The sequence below is a fragment of the Streptomyces sp. NPDC025638 genome, from assembly GCF_055558775.1.
Genome location: NZ_JBVHLX010000009.1, coordinates 326590 through 346185 on the forward strand (window position 1 = coordinate 326590; position 19596 = coordinate 346185).

A 19596-nucleotide genomic window follows, 5' to 3' on the forward strand; every position below is an offset into this window, starting at 1 on the left:
TTCAGGCCTCGCTGAGGAACTGCTCGGCCCAGACGGTCTTGCCCACCGAGGTGGGGCGAGCCCCCCAGCGTTGCGAGAGCTGCCCGACCAGCAGGAGGCCGCGTCCCCCCTCGTCGAAGGTGCGGGCCCGCCGCATATGGGGCGCGGTGTTGCTGGAGTCGAACACTTCGCAGGTCAGGGTGTGGTTGTCGTGGATGAGGCGGAGCCGGATGGGGGGTCGGCCGTAGCGGATCGCGTTGGTGACCAGTTCGCTCACCACGAGCTCGGTGATGAACGCGGCCTCGTCCAGGTGCCAGGCGGTGAGCCGGTCGGTGGCGAGCTGACGCGCGTCGGCGACCGTGGCAGGGTCGAAGGGTAGGTCCCAGGTGGCGACCCGGTCGGCGTCCAGGGCCTTCGTACGGGCGATGAGCAGGGCGATGTCGTCGTCGGGACGGTGGGTGAGCATCGAGGTGAGGACCCTGTCGCACACCGCGTCGAGGCTCTGGGCGGGGCGGGCGAGGGCGGCGAACATGGTGTCCAGGGAGTCGTCGATGTCGTGGTCGCGGGGTTCGAGCAGGCCGTTCGTGTAGAGGGCGATCAGGCTGCCCTCGGGGAGTTCGGTCTCGATGGCTTCGAAGGGCAGACCGCCCAGGCCCAGCGGGGGACCCGCGGGAACGTCGAGGAAGCGGACGGCGCCGCCGGGCGTGACCACGGCGGGCGGGGGGTGGCCGGCCCGGGCGAGGGTGCAGTGGCGGGAGACGGGGTCGTAGACGGCGTACAGACAGGTGGTACCGACGCCACCGGCGGTTTCGGAGGCGTTGTCGGTGCCTGCCTCCTCGGCGGACAGATGGATGACGAGGTCGTCGATGTGGCTGAGCAGCTCGTCGGGCGGCAGGTCGACGTCGGCCAGCGTGCGGACCGCGGTGCGGACCCGGCCCATCGTGGCGGAGGCGCGGATCCCATGGCCGACGACGTCGCCCACGACGAGGGCGACCCGGGTGCCGGACAGCGGGATCACATCGAACCAGTCGCCGCCCACGCCGGCCTGGCTGACGGAGGGCAGGTAGCGGGTGGCGATGTCCATGGCCCCCTGCTCTGGCAGCGACTGCGGAAGCAAGCTGCGCTGGAGGGCCATGGTGGAGGTGTGCTGCCGCTCGGGGCGGCTGGCGCTGTGGATGCTGGTGGCCGCCTTCGCGGCCAGTTGCTCGGCCAGCCACAGATCGTCCGCGTCGAAGGGGTCCGGGCGCTGATGCCGCCCGAACAGGGCCACACCGAACGAGGTGTCGCCGGCCCGGATCGGCACCACCATGAGCGAGTGTGTGCGGCTGTCGCGGATCCACGCGGCCTGCGGGTCGTCCTGAGTCCAGTGGACGACGGCGTCCTCGCTGCCCGAGTGCACCGCGGCCCGGCCCTCGGCCAGGCACCGGGCGAGCGGCGACCCGGCCGCGCAGCGCCGCGGTCGGTCCATGGGCCGGGGCGCGGGGTACTGCTCGGTCACAGCCTGCACCGCGACGCGGCCGAGAGTGAGGCCCACAGCAGACCAGGAGGGGGGCGGCTGGCCGTGCCGGGGGGTGTCCAGCAGGTCGACGGTGCAGGTGTCGGCGAGTTGCGGGACCGCGACGTCGGCGAGCTCCTGCGCGGTGCGATGCGTGTCGGGGCTGGTACCGATGCGCCGTCCCGCGTCGCTCAGCAGCCGCATCCGCTGCTGGATGAGCTGATCGGGCGGATGGGAGTGTGCCGTCAGAGATACGGCCCGTACCTGGCCGGCGGAGTCGACCAGCGGCGCGAGACCGCCCTGCCAGGTGTGCTGCGGGTCGACGGGGTCCAGGCAGAGGGGGAGGTCCTGCGGCTCACCGCCGTCGAGGATCCGTCGCATGCTCGTCTCGGCCTCGTGACTGGCCGGGTGCGGCACGATGTCGGGCAGGCGCAGCCCGCGCATCGTGTCCTCGGTCAGGGACAGCGCGCGCTCCATTCCGGCACTGGCCCGCACCAGTCGCAGATCCTGGTCGAAGACCGCGAGAAGGCAGGGAGAGCGGTCGAAGGCCCACTCCCCCAGTGCTCTGTCACTGTCGGGATGCGACGGGCTGGTCACCGCGGACACGATCAGCCACTCCGCGCCCGTGCCCCCCGGTACGGGGCGACGGTGCGCCAGTACGTGGCGCTCCACCCGGTAGCCGTCCTGGTGGCGCAGTACGACGGCGCCGCCCCACCGCCGACGTGCGGCTGCTTCCCGCCACGCCCGGCCGACGGCCTCGCCCGGAACGTCGGCGAGCAGACGTACGGCCTCGTGTCCCACGACCTCCGCGGGCCGGTATCCCAGCAGCAGCCTGGCACCGTCGCTCCATCCCGTCACGATGCCCTGTTCATCGACGGTGGCCGTAGCGGAGTAGGCCCGAGGAGGCACAGCGTGTGCGTGAGCCTGCGCCTGCTTCCTGGGAGGGGTGGGAAGTCGCTCCATCGCCGCTCATCCTTCGACGAACCTGCCCGGCCGAGGCCCTCTAACCAGCATGATCCCGACGGCCACGGAGCACCAGTCCGCCGCCGGGTGGCCTCGGGCGTCGGTACGAACCCCTGGCCGCCGCCTCCAGGGGCCCTGTGACACGCCTGTGACAGTCGACGGACACCGTGATGACGTCGACCGATCAAAGTATTTGGAAACGGACAAATTGCAGTTTTCGGGCATGTGTCCTGCTTCCGTCGACGTGAGCAGCGATGACCGAGCCGATCTGGCAGAGGAAACCTCATGAGCCTCACCGCTACTACGCAGCACGACGAAGACACCGTGCCCGCGCTGGCCCCGCGTGAGCGAGAGACCCTGCAGCACATCGCCGCGGGTCACACCTACCTGCAGACGGCTCGCCACATGGGACTGTCCAAGCACACGGTCGACGCCTATCTCCGCCGCATCCGCGCCAAGCTGAACATCAACAGCACCGCGGAACTCACCCGGCTGGCCATCTCCCTGGGCCTGTGACAGCGCGGCGGGCAACTGTATGACTTCGACCCTCGTACGGGTGAGTTGACGCGGGGTCACCCGGGACAGCCGCCTTCCGGACCGCTACGAAGATCACACGTAGCCGATGGCTCTGTCTCGCGCTAAGGAGAAGCCCGTGGCTGACGCGCCGCCTGCCCCGCCCCCACCTGCACGGTCCGGGCCGGAGGCGGTACTCCGGGGCGAGATCGCCCGCTGCGTCCGCCCGTGCGGCGCCGGAGTCCCGGTGCTCACCGAAGCGTGCGCGGCCGCGCTCGACCCGCCGGGCAAGCTGCTGCGGCCCCTGCTGCTGGTGTACAGCGCCCTGGCCGTCGGCGGGGTGCTGGAGCAGGTGGTGCCCGCGGCGGCGGGGCTGGAGTGCGCCCATGCGGGGAGTCTCGTCCACGACGACCTCATCGACCGCGACACCGTACGCCGGGGCCGCGCCGCCGTCCACGCGCGGTTCGGCCCCGGGACCGCGGTGGTGGCCGGTAACTCACTGTTCTTCGCCTGGTTCGACGCCCTCGCCGAATGCGCCGACCGTGGCGTACCGGCCTCCCGCATCGTCGCGGCGATGCGGGTCCAGGCCCGCGCCGGACGCGAGGCGTGCGAGGGCGCGGCCCGGGAGCTCGTACAGACCGGGGATCTCGGCATCCAGGTCGAGGAGTATCTGGAGATGGCGCGGCTGAAGACGGCGGTACTCTTCTCGGCGGCCTGCCGCATCGGTGCCGCCCTCGCGGGCGCCGGTGAGGGCGAGGCCGCGGCGCTGACCGGCTACGGCGAGGCGCTCGGCATCGCCTACCAGATCCGTGACGACCTGCTCCCGTACACCGGCGGTCTGCCGGGCAAGCCGTCCGACAGCGACCTGCGCAACCAGCGGCCCACCCTCCCCGTTCTGCTCGCCCGTGACCACGCCGGCCCGGCACAACGCGAACAGCTCGCCCGTGCCTTCACCACCGCGCCGGACGAGCGGACCGGGAAACGGATCCGGGAACTGGTCGCCACGACCGGTGGCCTGCACGCCGCGGGAGAGCTGGCGCAGAAGCACATCCGCCTGGCCCTCGCCCACCTCGACGCTCTGCCCGACACCACCGCCCGTGACCGCCTCTCCGCATTCGCCGTCGACGGCACGGCCCGGACCCGCTCCGGCATCGAAGGCATCAAAGGCATCGAGGCCGCCGCAAGCGAGACCCGTACATGACGACGGCCACCGCCCGGATGGTGCGGTGCGCGACGTTCCACGTGCTGCACGGCCGACGGCTCCAGCAGGACGGTCACGCGCAGTGCGCACACATCGAGGCGGCCGGGGATCCCCTCTCCGAAGCCGTCACCTCGCTCGACGCCGACGTTCTCGCGTTGCCGGGGGCTGGGTCCTCGGACCCGGCTGGGCCCGGGCTACGGGTGTACGGTCCCGGTCCCGGACACGAACATGGAAATGCCGGGCACCGGATCCCCTCGCACGGCATCGCGCTGCTGTCCAGACTTCCCGTGCGCGAGTGGCGCGATTCCGTCGGCGGTGCTCAATGCCGCCGAGTTGGTGGCGCGATGGCGTACGGCTTCACCGCTGGACGCGCCCGCGTTGCGCGGCCGGCGTGGAGCGCGCACGCCTCGGACGGCGATCTCGGACCATCGGCCGTTGTTGGTCGAACCGACCCTGTGAACATCGGGACAACCCCAAGTACCGCCCGTAACAATGGGCATACACGCGGCAGTGTGACGACGGGGGCGTGCCATGGAAGGCGTGGTGGATTTCGAGAACAGTCCGGTCATGCAGACCTCCGAGTGGCACGCCAGGATCGAGTGCGCGGGTCAGGTCGTCGGTGCGGGCTTCCTGGTGACCCCCGACAAGGTTCTGACCTGTGCTCATGTCGTGCACGGCAGTGCCGAGTCGGCGGTGGCCGTGTCCTTCCCGCAGCTCCCCGCCTCCCCTCCCGTTCCGGCGCGCGTCGTCGTGCACGGCGGCTGGTCCGGCGGCGTCACCGATGCCGGGGACATCGCCGTCCTCGAACTGGACCGCCCGGTGTCACTCGCCCCGGCCGCCTTCGCGCCTTCCGGGGCCGAGCGCGGAAGTCCCTCACCCGAACTGGTCGCGTACGGCTTCCCGGAGGGGTCCGACGAGGGTGTGCTCGCCTCCTACCGTGCCGTGCCCGGCCCGCTGATCCTCGACGAGTGGGTCCAGTTGGAGGCGTTCACGGCGCACGGCCAGCCGCTGGCGGCGGGGTTCAGCGGCGCGGCAGTGGCACTCGCCGACGGCACGGTGGTCGGCATGGTCTCGGCCATCACGACCGCCCCGGGCGTTCTGGTCGGCCGGATGCTGCCCACCCGGGTCCTGCAGCGCTACTGGCGCGACCTGCGCAGTCTGGTCCCGGAGTCGCCGCGTGCGGCCGCCGACCGGGCGCGGCTGCGCGAGCTTGTCGAGAAGGCGGTCCGCGCGGGCCTGGAGTGCGATCCGGTACGGCTCTACAACGCCGCCGCGGGCGACTACGACCCTCCGGCACCGCAGGACGGGTTCGACTCGCTCCGGTCGGCGGCGCTGTTCGTCCTGTGTGAACTCGACGGACGTGAGGCCAAGGACACCGTGACCCGGTTCGCCGACCGGCTGGAGGCCCTGCTCGGTGCCGGTGATCCGCAGGAGTCAGGGCCCGACTGGTCGCCCATTCTGGTCGAGTTGGGGCCCAGTGGCGAGGGCGAGGGCCAAGTGCGCGTCGAGGTCTCGGCATTCAGCGAAGGCCGCCGGCACCCGGTCGCCTCGGACACCGTGCCCCGTTCCCGGCTGAGTGCATACGTCCAGGACCGCATCGAGGCAGCCATCCTTCATCTCACGCCCGGGGCGGATGAGTTGATCACATTTTCCCTGCCCCGCGACTGGCTCCACTGGCCCGTCGACACCTGGGAGAGGGACCCCGACGACGAGCGTCCTCTCGGCTGCGTCCATCCGCTCGTCGTCACCGACCACGCGCGCCGCAAACCGACGGCCCGGAACGACCTCACCAAGGCGTGGAACCGGCTCGACTCCGCCACCGGCTGCCGGATGGAGCGCGTCGAGTGCGGGGGATCCGTCGGCCCCAAGCAACTCCTGAACAGGCTCTGGCAGGCGGACGCATGCCTCGCGGGCTTCGCCACGACTCCCCAGACGACCCGCACCCGCAGTCACTTCAACAAGTCGGTCACCGCACCGGCCCCGGTCATCGCCTGGTCGCGCAACGGCTGCGGCACCGGGGAGACCGGAGAAGGGGACGCGTGCACGGGCAACTGCGCCGGAACGGCGTTCCTGGACCGGCTCGACGACCGGGTCGCCGACGTGCCGCCCGCCGAACTCCCGCTCCACATCCGCGAACTGCGCCGTGCCGCCTACACCACGGACGACCCGGCCGGACACTGGGCCGAGGGCATCCAGCTGCTGTGGGACGACCCACGCCGTTTCACCGACCCGCACGCCACCGCCGCCCACTCCCGCTCACCCGTCGCCTGAACCCAGCCCCGGAGAACCGAACCGGAGACCGCCCATGCCGCACTGGTCCGTCTACACCGGCAACAGCGAGCCGCACAACGGCATCGAGCAGTTGCCGGCCCCGCCACCCTGGCGGGCGTTCGACGGCGGCCCGACGCTGCCGCCGCCCCGCGACAACGACGACGGAGCGGCCGTCTCACCCGACCGGGTGCACCGCGCCCGCACCTACGTCGCCACCGCGCAGAGCGTCCAGCTCGTCAATGCGGCGCTCTGTCTGCGCCGCCCGCTGCTGGTCACCGGACCGCCCGGCACCGGCAAGTCCTCGCTGGTGTACGCGGTGGCGCGCGAACTGCGTCTCGGCCCGGTCCTGCGCTGGAACATCACCAGCCGCAGCACGCTCGCCGACGGCCTCTACCAGTACGACCCGCTGTCCCGGCTCTACGCCGCCCGTCCCGGCGCAGGCCCCGACGCACCGCCCCATGGCGCGGGCGGCATCGAGAACCACCTGCGTCTGGGCCCCCTCGGCACCGCGCTGCTCCCCCACGACCGCCCCCGCGCGCTGCTCATCGACGAGATCGACAAGAGTGACCTCGACCTGCCCAACGACCTGCTGAACGTCCTGGAGGAGGGCCAGTACGAGATCCCGGAGCTGGTCCGTTCCGCGCGCTACGCCGGCGACGGCGACACGGCCGAGGTCCTGGCGGACGGCACGGACCGCCCGGTCACGATCAGCCGCGGCCTTGTCCGCTGTCGCGCCTTTCCCTTCGTCGTGCTGACCAGCAACGGTGAACGCGAGTTCCCGCCCGCCTTCCTGCGTCGCTGCGTCCGGCTGAAGCTGCTCCGCCCCGGCCGCGAGCAGCTCACCGAGATCGTCCGCGCCCATCTCGGCGACCCGGACGACCGGGCGGAGTCCCTCATCCGGGCGTTCCTGACCCGCGCCGGCAGCGGGGAGCTCGCCACCGACCAACTGTTGAACGCCATCTACCTCACCGGAGTCGCCGGCCTGGACACCGAGTCCCGCGAGGATCTCGCCGCGCAGCTGATGCCGTATCTCAGTGTGGCCACGGACGGCGATGGCTTCTGACTCCGGGGGCGCCGCTGTGCCGGGAGACGCATCGCTCGTCCCCCGGCTCGCCGCCGTGCTGGCAGCCGCCGCGGAAGCGACGGAGGCAGCCCACGCATCGGTGCCCGGCGACGGACCGACGCCTCGGGAGCTGGCAGAACTGCTGTGGTTGGCACAGCAGTTGGGCCCCGTCGAGGCACCAGCGGTGGCACCGGCGACGGCACCTGCCACGGCGCCACCCGTCGGCCCCGTGAGGGACACGGAGACCGAGGTCCCGACGGAGCAGGGTGCCACCGACGTCGCACCACCGACGCCCCGCGCGCCACAGCCGGACCCCTCACCCGCCGCACCTCCGGACGGCCGAGTCCCCCTGCACATGCCCGCACCCCCCTCGGTCCAGCCCGAGCGTGCCGCCGACGGCCCCTCGCTGCTGGCCCCCGCACCCCCGATGCTGAAGCGACCACTGGCGCTCCAGCGGGCCCTGCGTCCCCTCAAGCGCAGGGTGCCGTCCCCACATGCCCGCGTCCTGGACGAGCGCGCAACGGCCGACCGCATCGCCCGGCTCGGGGCGCATCCCGACGCATGGCTTCCCGTCCTGCGCCCGGCCCCCGACCGCTGGCTACGGCTGAGCCTGGTGCACGACACGGGCCCCACGATGCCCGTCTGGCGCCCCCTGGTGCGCGAACTGCACACCGCCCTGGCCCAGTCGGGCTTCTTCCGTACGGTCACCCTGCATCCAGCCACCCCCGACGGCCGGGCCCGGCACGTCCCCGACCTCGCCGACGGCCGCACCGTCACGCTCGTCGTCAGCGACTGCATGGGCCCGCAATGGCGGCCGGGCCCGGCGGGCCGACGCTGGTACGACACCCTGCGCCGCTGGGCGCTCCGCATGCCCCTGGCCGTCGTGCAGCCGCTGCCCGAACGCCTGTGGCCGACCACGACCCTGCCCGCCGAGCCCGGCCTGCTCACGGCGCCGGCGACAGCCGCCGCAACCGCGGCACTCGCCTTCGCGCCGTACGACGCGGACGCCCCGCCTCCGCGCGACGGCGCCGTCCTCCTCCCCGTCCTGGAACCGGGCCCCAAGTGGCTCGCGCACTGGGCCGGCCTGATCGCCGACCCGGGCGGCGGCCGGACGCCCGGCGCGGCAGCCTGGCTGCCGCCCGCACCCACCCCTGACACCGAACCCGCCCCGGACATCGCGTCGTTGCCGCCCGACGACCTGTTCCGCCACTTCCGCGCCACCGCCACCCCGGAAGCCTTCCGGCTCGCAGGCCACCTCGCACTGGCCGTCCCCTCGGTGCCCGTGATGCGCCTCGTGCAGCACACCCTGCTGCGCGACCCGCGCCCCCAGCACCTGGCCGAGGTCATCCTCAGCGGCATGCTGACCGCCGTGCCCGGCCCGCCGGGCTCGTACGACTTCCGTCCCGGAATCCGCGATCTGCTGATGCGCACACTGCCGCGTACGGCCCGGGAACGGGCACGCGAATTCCTGGCCAGGGTCGGCGGGTTGATCGACGAGCGCGCGGGGTTCGCGGCCGGGGAATTCCGTGCGCACACGGGAAACGACGGGGACGCGGACGTGCCCTTCGCGACGGTGAGCGAGGAGACCGTACAGCGTCTGGGCGGAGGAGAGGACCAGGCGCGCGAAGGCACGGAGCAGGGGCTGATCGGTGGACGGTACCGGCCGGTGGAGCGGCGGGGGCCGGGGCAGCGGATGTGGACGGCCGTGGACGTGGCCACGGACCAGCTCGTCGCCCTGCACCTGTATCGGGAGCAAACTACGCCTCAGGACCGGTTCCTGCGCGAGGCACAAGCGCTGGCCGCGATCGACGATCCACATGTGGTGCGGGTCCTGAGCCATGGGGTGGAGGGCGAAGTCCCCTATCTGGTCACCGAGTTCGTCGACGGGGTGACGCTGGCGGAGCTGCAGCGGGGCAGCGGTCCGGGGGTGGCCTTCGGGCTGTTCGCTCGTCTCGCTTCCCAGGTGGGCTCCGGGTTGCACGCCCTGCACGAGCGTGGTCTGGTGCACGGGCCCATGGGTACGGCCGGCCTGCTGCTACGCCCTGACGGCACCGTCGTGATCAGCCGGTTCGCCCTGGGCGATGAGTCCCTGGGCAAGGACACCACGTCGGACTTCCGCGAACTCAACGCACTGCTACGGGACTTGGTGCCGTTCGTGACAGCACCCACGGAGTACAGGGAGCTGCTGGCCGAGATCGGCAACGGCCGGCTGACCGCCCAGGCGGCGGCCTCGCGACTGGCCATGGCGCAGGACCCCGACTCCTGGAGCTTCGGGATGCTCGGCCCACTGCGGATCACCCTCCCCGACGAGCCGGTCATCACAGTGCCGATCTCCGAGGCGCAGGCCATGCTGTGCATGCTGGTGCTCCGGCACGGGCGGCGCGTCACCTACCAGGAGCTGGCCCAGGGCATGTGGGAACAGCCGCCCACGGGCCCCGAGGCCGTCCGCCGTATCGACCTGCTGGCCACCGAGGTACTGAGACGCCTGGGCCCGGGCACCGTCGCCGCCCTCCCGGACGGCTACGCGCTGCATGTGCCGGGTGCGTTCGTCGACGTACTCCACTGTGAGGACCTGCTCAGTGGCGCATCCGGCGAGCAGGACGCCGGTAGCCGCCGCGCCGAAATCCGCCGGGCCCTCGATCTCTGGTACGGCCCTCCCCTCGACGGCATTCCCGGTCCGGCCGCCGAAGCCACCCGCGCCCGCGTGGCCGCCCTGCGCCTGTCACTGCGCGCGGCTGGTGCCGAACTGGACCTGGAGCTGGGTCACTTGGCCAGCGCGACGACCGATCTGGAGGTCCTCGTTCGAGACCATCCCGACCAAGTGCACCTCCGCCGCCTGCACATGCTGGCGCTCAGGGGCCAGGGACGCATTGCCGAGGCCATCGCGTCGTACGAGTCGTACGCGGAGCTCCGGGAGCGGGACGGCGACCCGATCGATGCCGCGCTCGAAGTGCTGTACCGAGAACTGCTCAGTACGTCGAGCGCATCGCGTGGCTCCGACGACGATGCCCTCACTTCACTGCGCGAACTCGTCGAGGCGGCGACGGTTCGTGTTCATCGCCCGGCCTCCGGGGACGACTCGGACGAGCCCGCCACATTCATCGCCAGCGGCTTCTTCGCCGCCCCCAACTGGGTGGTGACCAGCGCTCACGTGGCTTCCCGAGCGCTCGGGAACGACGTGACGGTGGTCTACGAAAGCGCACCGGACCGGAGCACGTCCGCCGTCCCCGGCAGCGTGGCGGCGATACTCCCGGAACTGGCACTCGTACGGCTGAGAGAGCCCGTCCAGCACGAGTGCGCCTATCTCTCCGAACGCCCCACGGTGTTGCGCCCCGGCGACTGGATGCTCTACGCGGGCTGGGCCGAGACGGACGGCCAAGTGCGTCGCCAGGACGGCTCGCTCGCCGTGCAGGGCAGCATCGCCGGCCGGTCCGGTGCCGCCCGGATGCACTTGGCTCACGACGACCTCCCCCACGGCCTCTCCGGCGGACCCGTGATCGACCCCGTCCGCGGCGAGGTCGTCGGCGTGCTGACGACACGACCGGATCACGTGCGCGGCGGAACCTGCGTGGGGATCTCCGAGCTGCGCGCCCTGCCGGTGTCCGCGGTGAACAGCGAGCACGCCGACCTCTATCAAGCGGTGTTCCACGCCCACGACCGATACCACCGCGACCGCCAGCGCCAACCGGACATCACCCGCCCCACCTGGGCCGAGCTACAGGACCAACTCGGCGCACGACCCGGCCGGATGCTGACTCCGTACGAGCGCACCGAGTTGCTCGGTCTGCTCGCCGACCTTCCGCCACCGGTCAGCACCCGCAGCCTGGTCGACATTCTGGCCTCCGTGCAGGAGCGCCGTACGCCCACTCCTTTGCCCGCGCCGCGCGGCTGGCGGGACGGCCTCGGTGTCCTGTACGAGAGCACGAGGAGACGAGAGCCCGTGCTCGAATTCGCGATGCAGGCCATGTCGACGGACCGGGCCGGGGGCGGGCCGCGGACTTCCGGCGCCGAGGAAGCGCTCTGGGCGTGGGTGATGCAAGCCGCGCAGCCCCTCGGCACGGCCTACCGCCAACGCCTCGCCCAACAGCGGCTCGAACGGCTCCGGTCGGCGCGGTCCACAGAGGCGTCACGGCCGGGGCCGGACTACCGGACGGGCTCCGGACCACAGCAGCCGACCCGTTCCGAGGCCCGTCCCCCGGGCAGGATCCTGCTGGAACTCACGGAGCGGGGCTTCGAACCCGGCCGCGTCGACTGGCGGATCGCTCTGCTCGACACAACGCGGGATGAAGTACTGCCTCTCGCGGAAGGCTTCCGCACTTCGCTGGAAGCACTTGCTCCCACTCTGGTGGCCCCGCTCGCAGAGGCGTTTCGCCGCTTCGACGAGCCCGGCCACCCCGCGACACTGGAGCTCGCCGCCCCGGCGCGGCTCCTGGACCTGCCTGTCGATGCCTGGCGCCTGGTGCCCAGTGATGACCGTTCCCTGGGAGCCACGCGCCCGATCGTCACTCGTTGGGCAGACCTCCTGCCCGACGAGGACTCCGAACTCGCGGAGGAGCGTCTCGCACGCTGGCGCGCCCTGCACACCTTTGTACCCGCCCCGGAATTGCTGGACTGTGCGGACGGCATCGGGATGCCCCTGAGCGGGGTGGAGTCGTTGCGAGCCCTTCCCCCGACCACGATCCCCGTCCTGTGCGGCAGGAGCCATGTCTACGACGAGGAAACGGATGCGCTCAGCCGCCTCCTCCTTGCGGGCTTCCCCATCGTGCTGTGGCGCCGGCACCGCAGGGCCGCCGGCGCGGGCTGCGGGGAGTACCACCGGGGCATCCACCAGACGTTGGCTTCCACCCGCGGGGTCGCCGAGCTGCCCCAAGCGCTCCTCGATGTGCGCGCTCGCACGGCGGCAGGCGATCCGGACGTCCGCTGGTCCGACGGACTGATGCTGATGTACGACGACCCGACCCGGCCGTTGCCGGGGGCGGGCGATCTCCTGGAGGCACCGTGAGCCGCGGACGCGACGGAAACCGGCTTGCGAGCCGTTAGTACGATTTCGTAATATCCGAAACCATGAAGTCCGAATCCGTGCCACCTGGCCGGTCGGTGCTGCTGACCTTGCAGCGCGCGACCCATGCCACCCTGCAGCTGATCACCACCGAACTCGTCGACCTCGACCTCACCGCCTCGGAGATCAACGCGCTGGCCAATCTCGCCGACGGCCGAGGCCGCACCGTGTCCCAGCTGGGCGCCGCCGTGGGCATCCGGCCCACCACGCTCACCAGCGTGCTGGACCGGTTGGAGCGCCGCGGTCACATCACCCGCGGCACACGGGCGGGCGACCGCCGCTCGGTACTGATCGAACTCACCGAGTCCGGTCGCGCCGCGGCAGCCTTGATCGCGCAGACGCTGGCCGACATCGAGGGCCGCGCGCTGGAGGGCCTGCCTGCCGAGGCGATCGCCGGTTTCCACGCCGTTCTGGACGCTTTGGTCGGGGAGGGGATGTGACCGTAAGCGGCCACGACGTGAATGAGCAGTCCTTGCCGTTCACGGAACTCATGGCAGAGGTGATGGCCACCGCCGAGCGGTTCGGGCACCGGCAGCACGTCCACCTCACGTGGCTGGCCGTCCGGCGCTACGGCACCGAAGCGGCAGTGGACCTGGTCAGCGACGGCATCCGGCGCACCGCCCGCTACGCAGGCGCACCGCAGAAGTACAACGCCACCGTCAGCCGCGCCTGGGTCGAGCTGGTGGGCCACCACGCGACCCAGCCGGACACGACCGACTTCGACACCTTCGCCGATCAGCACCCCGCACTGCTCGACAAGAAGCTGCTCACGCGCTTCTACCAGCCCTCGACGCTGGCCGGCGCCCGGGCCAGGACGAACTGGGTCGAGCCCGACCGCGCGCCCTTCCCCTGGCAGCACACTGACGCGTGAGTCGCCGGCGGCTGTGCGCTCCGCTTCCGATTCGTTCATCGTTCACACGACACTCACCCATCGTAGGGAGCCCGTTCGGTCCGTGTCGGAAGGGTCCTGGCGGCCTGTCAGACCGATCCCAGGACGGACTTCGTGAGCGAATCACGTGTTCCCCGGTGGCGCCGTAGCCTCCGTCTTCTCCTCACCGCAGTTGTCGGCCCGACACTGGCCGTCGGCGCCCTGACGGCGTCGCCGGCCCACGCGGCCCCGGCCGACGACATCCGGATCAACGAGGTGGTGACGACCGGTAACGTCAACGACTCGGTGGAGCTGTACAACAAGGGCACCACCGCCGTCGACATCTCGGGATGGATTCTCAAGGACGACAACAACAGCTCTAAGTACAAGATCGCTTCCGGGACCACGCTGGCCGTCGGCGCGTTCCGGGCCTTCGATGTCCATGGCTCGTTCGGTCTCGGCTCCAGCGACGCGGCGCGTCTCTACCTGCCGGACGGCACGACTCCGGTCGACAGCTTCAGCTGGAGCAGCCACTCCGACCCTTCGTGGTCGCGTTGCCCCGATGGCACGGGCAGCTTCGGCCAGGCCGCACTGACCCTGGGCGGCCCCAACGACTGCGGCGCTGGCGGGGGAATCACACCGGTGGCGTGGCCGGGCAGCGGCTCCGTCACGACCGCCGACGCCTCCAATGTCTTCGGTACGGATCTCAGCGGCCTCTACCAGGAAGGGGGCGTGATGTGGGGAGCACAGAACAGCGGCAAGCTGTGGCGACTCGTCCCGAACGGCTCCGGTGGCTGGAAGCCGGACACGGCCAACGGATGGACGTCCGGCAAGACGCTCCGTTTCCCGAACGGCTCCGGTACCCCTGACAGCGAGGGCGTCACGCTCACCGGCGCCGGTTCCGCCGGAGGCGCGTTCGTCGCGAGCGAGCGCAACGGCGACTCGTCCGGCACGAGCCGCCTCTCCGTCCTCAAGTACGACGTCAGCGGGACCGGTACGACGCTGACCGCCGCCAAGGAGTGGAACCTGACGTCCGGCCTCCCGTCCGTCGGGTCCAACCTCGGGTTCGAGGGCATCACCTGGATCCCCGACGCCACCCTGACCGCCGCCGGGTTCAAGGACGAGTCGACGGGCTCGGCGTACAACCCGAGCCTGTACGGCGCGCACACGGGCGGGGTGTTCTTCGTCGGCGTCGAAGGCACCGGCATGATCTACGGTTACGTCCTCCAGGACTCGGGCGCCTTCACCCGCGTCGCGTCCATCAGCAGCGGCATGGCCGGCGTCATGGAACTGCAGTGGGAGCCGCAGGCTTCGCGCCTGTGGGTCGTCTGCGACGACACCTGCGGCGGCCAGCACCGGACCATGCAGGTCGATGCGTCCGGCGCCTTCGCCACCACGGCGATCTACAACCGCCCCACCGGCATGGCCAACCTCAACAACGAGGGCTTCTCGGTGGCCGGAGCCGATGAGTGCGTCGGCGGCTCCAAGCCCGTGTACTGGGCCGACGACAGCAACGACGGTGGCCACGCACTGCGCAGGGGCACCATCACCTGCTGAACCCACCGCACAACTGCGGCCCCGGCCGACCTGAGGCCTGGGCCGCGGTCCCTTCCACGCGCCAACTTAATGAGTGGTTCGGCCGCCACACGGATGCGAGGGTTGTCGCAACCTGGGGAGGCACAGTGGAACTGGGAACGGTGGCGGTCACGGGCGCGGCGGGGAACATCGGTTCCGTGGTGCGCGAGGCGTTGCGGGGCGAGGCGGCGCGTCTGGTCCTGGTCGACCGGGTGCCCTTGACGCCGCAGGCCGAGAACGAGACCGTCCACACCGTCGATCTGAGGGACGCGGCCGCCGTGGAGTCGGCGCTCGCCGGGGCCGACCGGGTGCTCCACCTGGGCGGTGTTCCGGACGAGGCGCCGCTTGCCGATCTGCTCGAAGCCAACGTGCTCGGCACCCATCACGTCCTGGAGGCGGCGCGGCGCACGGGGATCGGGCGGGTGGTGCTGGCGGGCAGCAACCGTGTCACCGGCTTCTACCCCGTGGGACATCACACTGGTCCGCAGGAGCCGGTACGCCCCGACGGCCTCTACGGGGTGAGCAAGGTGGCCGTCGAGGCCCTCGGGCAGTTGTACGCCGACAAGTTCGGCCTGTCCGTGATCTGCCTGCGTATCGGCAGCTTCGAGCACAAGCCCAGCGAGCCCCGGCATCTCGCGACCTGGCTGAGCCCACGCGACGCCGTCGGCTATCTGCGCGCCGCGCTGACCGCCCCACCGACCACCCGTTTCGCCACGGTGTACGCCGTCTCCGCCAACACGCGCCGCTTCTGGGAGCTCCCCGATCCGGCCGTACTGGACTACACCCCCGTCGACGACGCCGAACTCCACGCTGCGGACATTCCCGGAGCGGACCTCCCTGCCGACCCGGCCGCGCCCCAGGCTGGTCCCTATGCGCGGCCCGAGTTCACCCTCAGGCACCTCAAGGCCTGATCCACTCGCCCCTCACAGGGGTGCGGACGCATGAGACGCTGCTCGTGGGCGATGCAACCGTATGGCCCGCTCGCATGTCTCCCCTGGTGAAATCGCTGTCCCCTTGCGAGAAAGATCGGGGGCGTCATGCACCACCATCCACGCCGTACGGCCATCGCGGCCGGAATTCTTCTCATCGCCGCCTTCGGCGCCACGGTTCCCGCCTCCGCCGCCCCGAAGTCCCGGCAGGCTCCCGCGACCGCGCTGGTGGTCAACGCCCGTTGGGGCGGACACTGCACCTACGACCGGCTCGTCATCGACGTCCGGGGAACCATGCCCCCGGTCACCGTGAAACCGGTCAAGGAACTCCGCTACGACGCCTCCGGGAAGAAGGTTCCGCTCGCCGGGAGGTACTTCCTGGAGATCAAGCTCTCCCCCGCCGCCGCGCACAACGAGGCGGGCCAGTCCGTCTACCGAGGGCCCCAGCTGGTGAAGATCCACCTGCCCGCGCTCAAGGGCCTCGCCCTCACCGGCGACTTCGAGGGTGCGGTCACCTTCGGAGCCGCTTTCCACACCAAGCCCGCCTACAAGACGCTCAAGCTCCACTCCCCGGAGCGCTTCGTCCTCGACGTCAGGCACGCCAACCGCTGTGCCTGACCCCGCCTCCTGGCCCTGCCGTCACTGAACGGCAGGGCCTTTCTGCTTGACGGACGGTCCGCCGCTCTGTACGTACATGACAGAGCACTTGGTATGGACCAATCCTGCGCAGCCTCGCGCGCCACCCCGGCGCCCAACCCCCCAGTGGAGGCAGCAATGCGAAGACCGTCAGCACTCATCGCCCTGTTCATCGGGGCGCTCCTCCTGTTCGTGGCCCCGCCCGCCGACGCCGCGGGATCGGCTACGGCCGCCTTCTCCAAGTCCGCTTCCTGGGACAGTGGTTATCAGGGCGCGTACACCGTCACCAACGGCGGCAGCACCGCACTGTCCGGCTGGACCGTCGAGTTCGACCTGCCCTCCGGCACCACGGTCGGCTCGTACTGGGACGCTCTGCTCACCCAGAGCGGCAGCCACTACACCTTCAAGAACCGTGAGTACAACGGCACGTTGGCGCCGGGCGCCTCCACCACGTTCGGCTGGGTGTCCACCGGCACCGGCACACCCGCCAACTGTCGGCTCAACGGAGGCTCCTGCACGGGCAGTTCGGGCGGAGGCGACACCACACCGCCCAGCGTGCCGACGGGAGTGACCGTCGGCTCGGCGACCGGCTCGTCGCTCACCGTGCGGTGGACCGCCGCCACCGACGACTCGGGATCGGTCGCGGGCTACGAGGTCTCACGCGACGGCGGCACACCCGTCACCGTCACGGGAACCTCGTACACCGCCACCGGACTGACGACGGGCGCGAGCTACTCCTTCCGCGTCCGGGCCAAGGACGCGGCGGGCAACGTCTCCGCCTACAGCGCGGCGGTCAGCGGCACCACCACGTCCGGCGGCACCCCGCCGGGCGGTGGCGTACACACCGCGCCCTATGTCGACATGGGCGCCTGGCCCACCCCGAGCATGCCCGAGATGGCCTCCGCGAGCGGGGTCACGAGCTACACCATGGCATTCATCACCGCCTCGGGCTGCAAGGCAATGTGGTTCAATGCCTATGATCCGCGCGACGGCTGGGCCAAGGACCAGATCGACGCGATCCGGGCCGGCGGAGGGGACGTCAAGGTCTCCTTCGGCGGTGCATCCGGTGTCGAACTGGCCCAGGCCTGCAACTCGGTGGACTCGCTCTACGCCGAGTACAACGCCGTCGTGAACGCCTACGGCCTGACATACGTGGACTTCGACATCGAGGGCGCGGCCACCGCCGACCCGGCCTCCGTCACCCGCCGTTCCCAGGCCCTGGCACGTCTGCAGCAGGCCCATCCGGGACTGAGGATCTCGCTCACCCTCCCGGTGCTCCCGGAGGGCCTCACCGCCGACGGGCTGAACGTGGTCACGTCCGCCCGCGACGCCGGGGTCGACCTCGACGTCGTCAACGTCATGGCCATGGACTACTACCGCAGTGTCGACTACGGCGATGCCGCGCTCCAGGCCGCGCAGAGCACCTTCACCCAGTTGAAGTCCCTCTACCCGGGCAAGTCGGACGCCCAGGTGTGGGCGATGGTCGGGGTGACGCCGATGCTCGGCCAGAACGACGACGGCCACATCTACGACCAGGCCGACGCCCGCCAGTTGGTCGCCTTCGCCCAGAGCAAGCATCTCGGCGAGCTCGCCTTCTGGGAGGCGACCCGCGACCGCAACGCGTGCACGGGTGCCCTGTACCGGTGCACCAACATCACTCAGTCGCCGTACGAGTTCGCCAAGATCTTCGCGGCGTACCGAGGTTGACGCTCCGTCGACAGGTTGGAAGGGACGCCCCTGCCACGCCAGACGTAAAGCCGTCCGGTGTGACAAGGGCCCCTCCCGGCCTGTCGGCGCTGCCGTACGCCGCAGTGGTCTGCTCGGGTTGGCCGACCGGTGGGGTACCGACGCGCCGATCGCCGATGCGATGATCGCGGCGATGCCGCTCGCGTCCGGGAGGATGTTGTCGTCGACCTCCTGGTCGCTTCGAGCACACCGCCCACCCACTACGGCAGGAGCCCAGCATGAGCACTGTCCACCATGACGTCACCGAGCTTCCCCCGCCGCGGGTCGAGGAGGTCAGTGACGGGGTGTTCGCCTACATACAGCCCGACGGCAGCTGGTGGATCAACAACACCGGCTTCATCGTGGGCGAGCGCGGGGTGATCAGCGTGGATTCCTGCTCGACGGTACGTCGTACCCGCGCCTATCTGGACGCCATTTCCTCCATCACCCCGCAGCCGGTACGGACTCTGATCAACACTCACCACCACGGCGACCACACCTTCGGCAACCATCTCTTCGGCGGCGCCACGATCGTCGGACACGAGGCCACCCGGGCGAACGTACTGGAGTGGGGCGACCCGAAGGCAATAGCTCCGTTCTGGACCGAGGTCGACTGGGGTGACATCGTCCCCGAGCCTCCGTTCCTCACCTACACCGATGCGGTGACGGTCTGGTCCGACGAGCTGCGCGCGGACGTCCGCCACGTCGGTGTGGCCGCCCACACGACGAACGACTCGATCGTCTGGCTGCCGGAGCGGAAGCTGCTCTTCAGCGGTGACGTGCTGTTCAACGGCGGCACGCCGTTCCTCGTCCAGGGATCCGTGGCCGGTGCCATCCAGGTCCTGGAGGAAGTGATCAGGCCCCTGGGAGCGACGACCATCGTCCCCGGGCACGGCGGTGTCGCCGGCCCCGACCTCATCGACGACGTGCTCGGCTATCTGCGGTTCGTGCAGACCACCGCCCGCGCCGGCCATGAGGCCGGGCTCACGCCGCTGGAGACCGCCCGGGAAGTGGACCTGGGCCCCTACGCCGACCTGCTCGACCGCGAGCGTATCGTCGGCAACCTCCACCGGGCGTACGCCGAGTTGGAGGACGGTCCCCTCGGCCGACCCATCGACGTCGCCGCGGCGATCGCCGACATGATCGCCTACAACGGCGGCCGTCCCCTCACCTGCCTCGCCTGACCCCGCGCCCCGATCTCCAAGGACGTGGGTCGTCTCGCCCCTCGTCGCCGCGTCCACGGACGGCTCCGGCGACGCGGGGCGGACCCGGGATCCGGACGGAACGGGCCGGCGGCCAGGGCCACTTCGACCAGACAG

13 protein-coding genes are annotated in these 19596 nt (G+C 71.0%); 12 read left to right on the plus strand and 1 reads right to left on the minus strand.

Translation table 11 applies throughout. The features are described from left to right. Position 1: 1 nt before the first annotated feature. Positions 2 to 2332: a SpoIIE family protein phosphatase gene (locus ACZ4EG_RS24620; RefSeq protein ID WP_467792104.1), complete on the minus strand. Its 2331-nt coding sequence runs from the start codon at positions 2330 to 2332 to the stop codon at positions 2 to 4. A 390-nt stretch (positions 2333 to 2722) separates the two neighbouring features. Here ACZ4EG_RS24620 and ACZ4EG_RS24625 point away from each other — a divergent pair, with 390 nt between their 5' ends. The 12 genes from ACZ4EG_RS24625 (at position 2723) to ACZ4EG_RS24680 (ending at position 19461) form a co-directional block, all read left to right on the plus strand. Then, positions 2723 to 2953 carry a response regulator transcription factor gene (locus ACZ4EG_RS24625; protein WP_263215444.1) on the plus strand — a complete coding sequence of 77 codons (231 nt, stop codon included), beginning with the start codon at positions 2723 to 2725 and terminating at the stop codon, positions 2951 to 2953. 136 nt (positions 2954 to 3089) lie between these two features. After that, on the plus strand, positions 3090 to 4151 hold the full coding sequence (locus ACZ4EG_RS24630) for a polyprenyl synthetase family protein (protein ID WP_467792105.1): 1062 nt from the start codon (positions 3090 to 3092) through the stop codon (positions 4149 to 4151). A gap of 567 nt (positions 4152 to 4718) precedes the next feature. Then, positions 4719 to 6422, plus strand: coding sequence for a VMAP-C domain-containing protein (locus ACZ4EG_RS24635; protein ID WP_467792106.1), 1704 nt, complete (start codon positions 4719 to 4721; stop codon positions 6420 to 6422). Between the two features lie 34 nt (positions 6423 to 6456). After that, positions 6457 to 7485 (plus strand): AAA family ATPase, encoded by a 1029-nt coding sequence (locus ACZ4EG_RS24640; RefSeq protein WP_453548732.1) that lies wholly within the window; start codon positions 6457 to 6459, stop codon positions 7483 to 7485. Beyond that, positions 7475 to 12487, plus strand: coding sequence for an SAV_2336 N-terminal domain-related protein (locus tag ACZ4EG_RS24645; RefSeq protein WP_467792107.1), 5013 nt, complete (start codon positions 7475 to 7477; stop codon positions 12485 to 12487). The genes ACZ4EG_RS24640 and ACZ4EG_RS24645 overlap by 11 nt, the downstream gene beginning before the upstream one ends. Positions 12488 to 12549: 62 nt before the next feature. Next, positions 12550 to 12984, plus strand: coding sequence for a MarR family winged helix-turn-helix transcriptional regulator (locus tag ACZ4EG_RS24650; protein WP_467792108.1), 435 nt, complete (start codon positions 12550 to 12552; stop codon positions 12982 to 12984). A gap of 32 nt (positions 12985 to 13016) precedes the next feature. Next, positions 13017 to 13415 (plus strand): hypothetical protein, encoded by a 399-nt coding sequence (locus ACZ4EG_RS24655; RefSeq protein ID WP_467792109.1) that lies wholly within the window; start codon positions 13017 to 13019, stop codon positions 13413 to 13415. 132 nt (positions 13416 to 13547) lie between these two features. After that, positions 13548 to 14969, plus strand: coding sequence for a lamin tail domain-containing protein (locus ACZ4EG_RS24660; protein ID WP_467792110.1), 1422 nt, complete (start codon positions 13548 to 13550; stop codon positions 14967 to 14969). 125 nt (positions 14970 to 15094) lie between these two features. Beyond that, a complete protein-coding gene (locus tag ACZ4EG_RS24665) occupies positions 15095 to 15898 on the plus strand; it encodes an NAD-dependent epimerase/dehydratase family protein (RefSeq protein WP_453548721.1) in 804 nt (267 codons plus the stop codon). A gap of 126 nt (positions 15899 to 16024) precedes the next feature. Continuing rightward, on the plus strand, positions 16025 to 16534 hold the full coding sequence (locus tag ACZ4EG_RS24670; RefSeq protein ID WP_453548718.1) for an AMIN-like domain-containing (lipo)protein: 510 nt from the start codon (positions 16025 to 16027) through the stop codon (positions 16532 to 16534). Between the two features lie 156 nt (positions 16535 to 16690). Then, complete coding sequence (locus tag ACZ4EG_RS24675; protein ID WP_467792111.1) at positions 16691 to 18259, plus strand: cellulose binding domain-containing protein; 1569 nt, start codon at positions 16691 to 16693, stop codon at positions 18257 to 18259. Positions 18260 to 18516: 257 nt separating this feature from the next. Further along, positions 18517 to 19461: an MBL fold metallo-hydrolase gene (locus ACZ4EG_RS24680; protein WP_453548714.1), complete on the plus strand. Its 945-nt coding sequence runs from the start codon at positions 18517 to 18519 to the stop codon at positions 19459 to 19461. The last annotated feature ends 135 nt before the right edge of the window (positions 19462 to 19596 follow it).

What these genes read in the sequence shown, in the direction of transcription:
- ACZ4EG_RS24645 (WP_467792107.1), top strand. Translation starts at nt 7,475, where the DNA reads ATGGCTTCTGACTCCGGGGGCGCCGCTGTGCCGGGAGACGCATCGCTC.
- ACZ4EG_RS24675 (WP_467792111.1), top strand. Translation starts at nt 16,691, where the DNA reads ATGCGAAGACCGTCAGCACTCATCGCCCTGTTCATCGGGGCGCTCCTC.
- ACZ4EG_RS24650 (WP_467792108.1), top strand. Translation starts at nt 12,550, where the DNA reads ATGAAGTCCGAATCCGTGCCACCTGGCCGGTCGGTGCTGCTGACCTTG.
- ACZ4EG_RS24635 (WP_467792106.1), top strand. Translation starts at nt 4,719, where the DNA reads ATGCAGACCTCCGAGTGGCACGCCAGGATCGAGTGCGCGGGTCAGGTC.
- ACZ4EG_RS24640 (WP_453548732.1), top strand. Translation starts at nt 6,457, where the DNA reads ATGCCGCACTGGTCCGTCTACACCGGCAACAGCGAGCCGCACAACGGC.
- ACZ4EG_RS24625 (WP_263215444.1), top strand. Translation starts at nt 2,723, where the DNA reads ATGAGCCTCACCGCTACTACGCAGCACGACGAAGACACCGTGCCCGCG.
- ACZ4EG_RS24680 (WP_453548714.1), top strand. Translation starts at nt 18,517, where the DNA reads ATGAGCACTGTCCACCATGACGTCACCGAGCTTCCCCCGCCGCGGGTC.
- ACZ4EG_RS24670 (WP_453548718.1), top strand. Translation starts at nt 16,025, where the DNA reads ATGCACCACCATCCACGCCGTACGGCCATCGCGGCCGGAATTCTTCTC.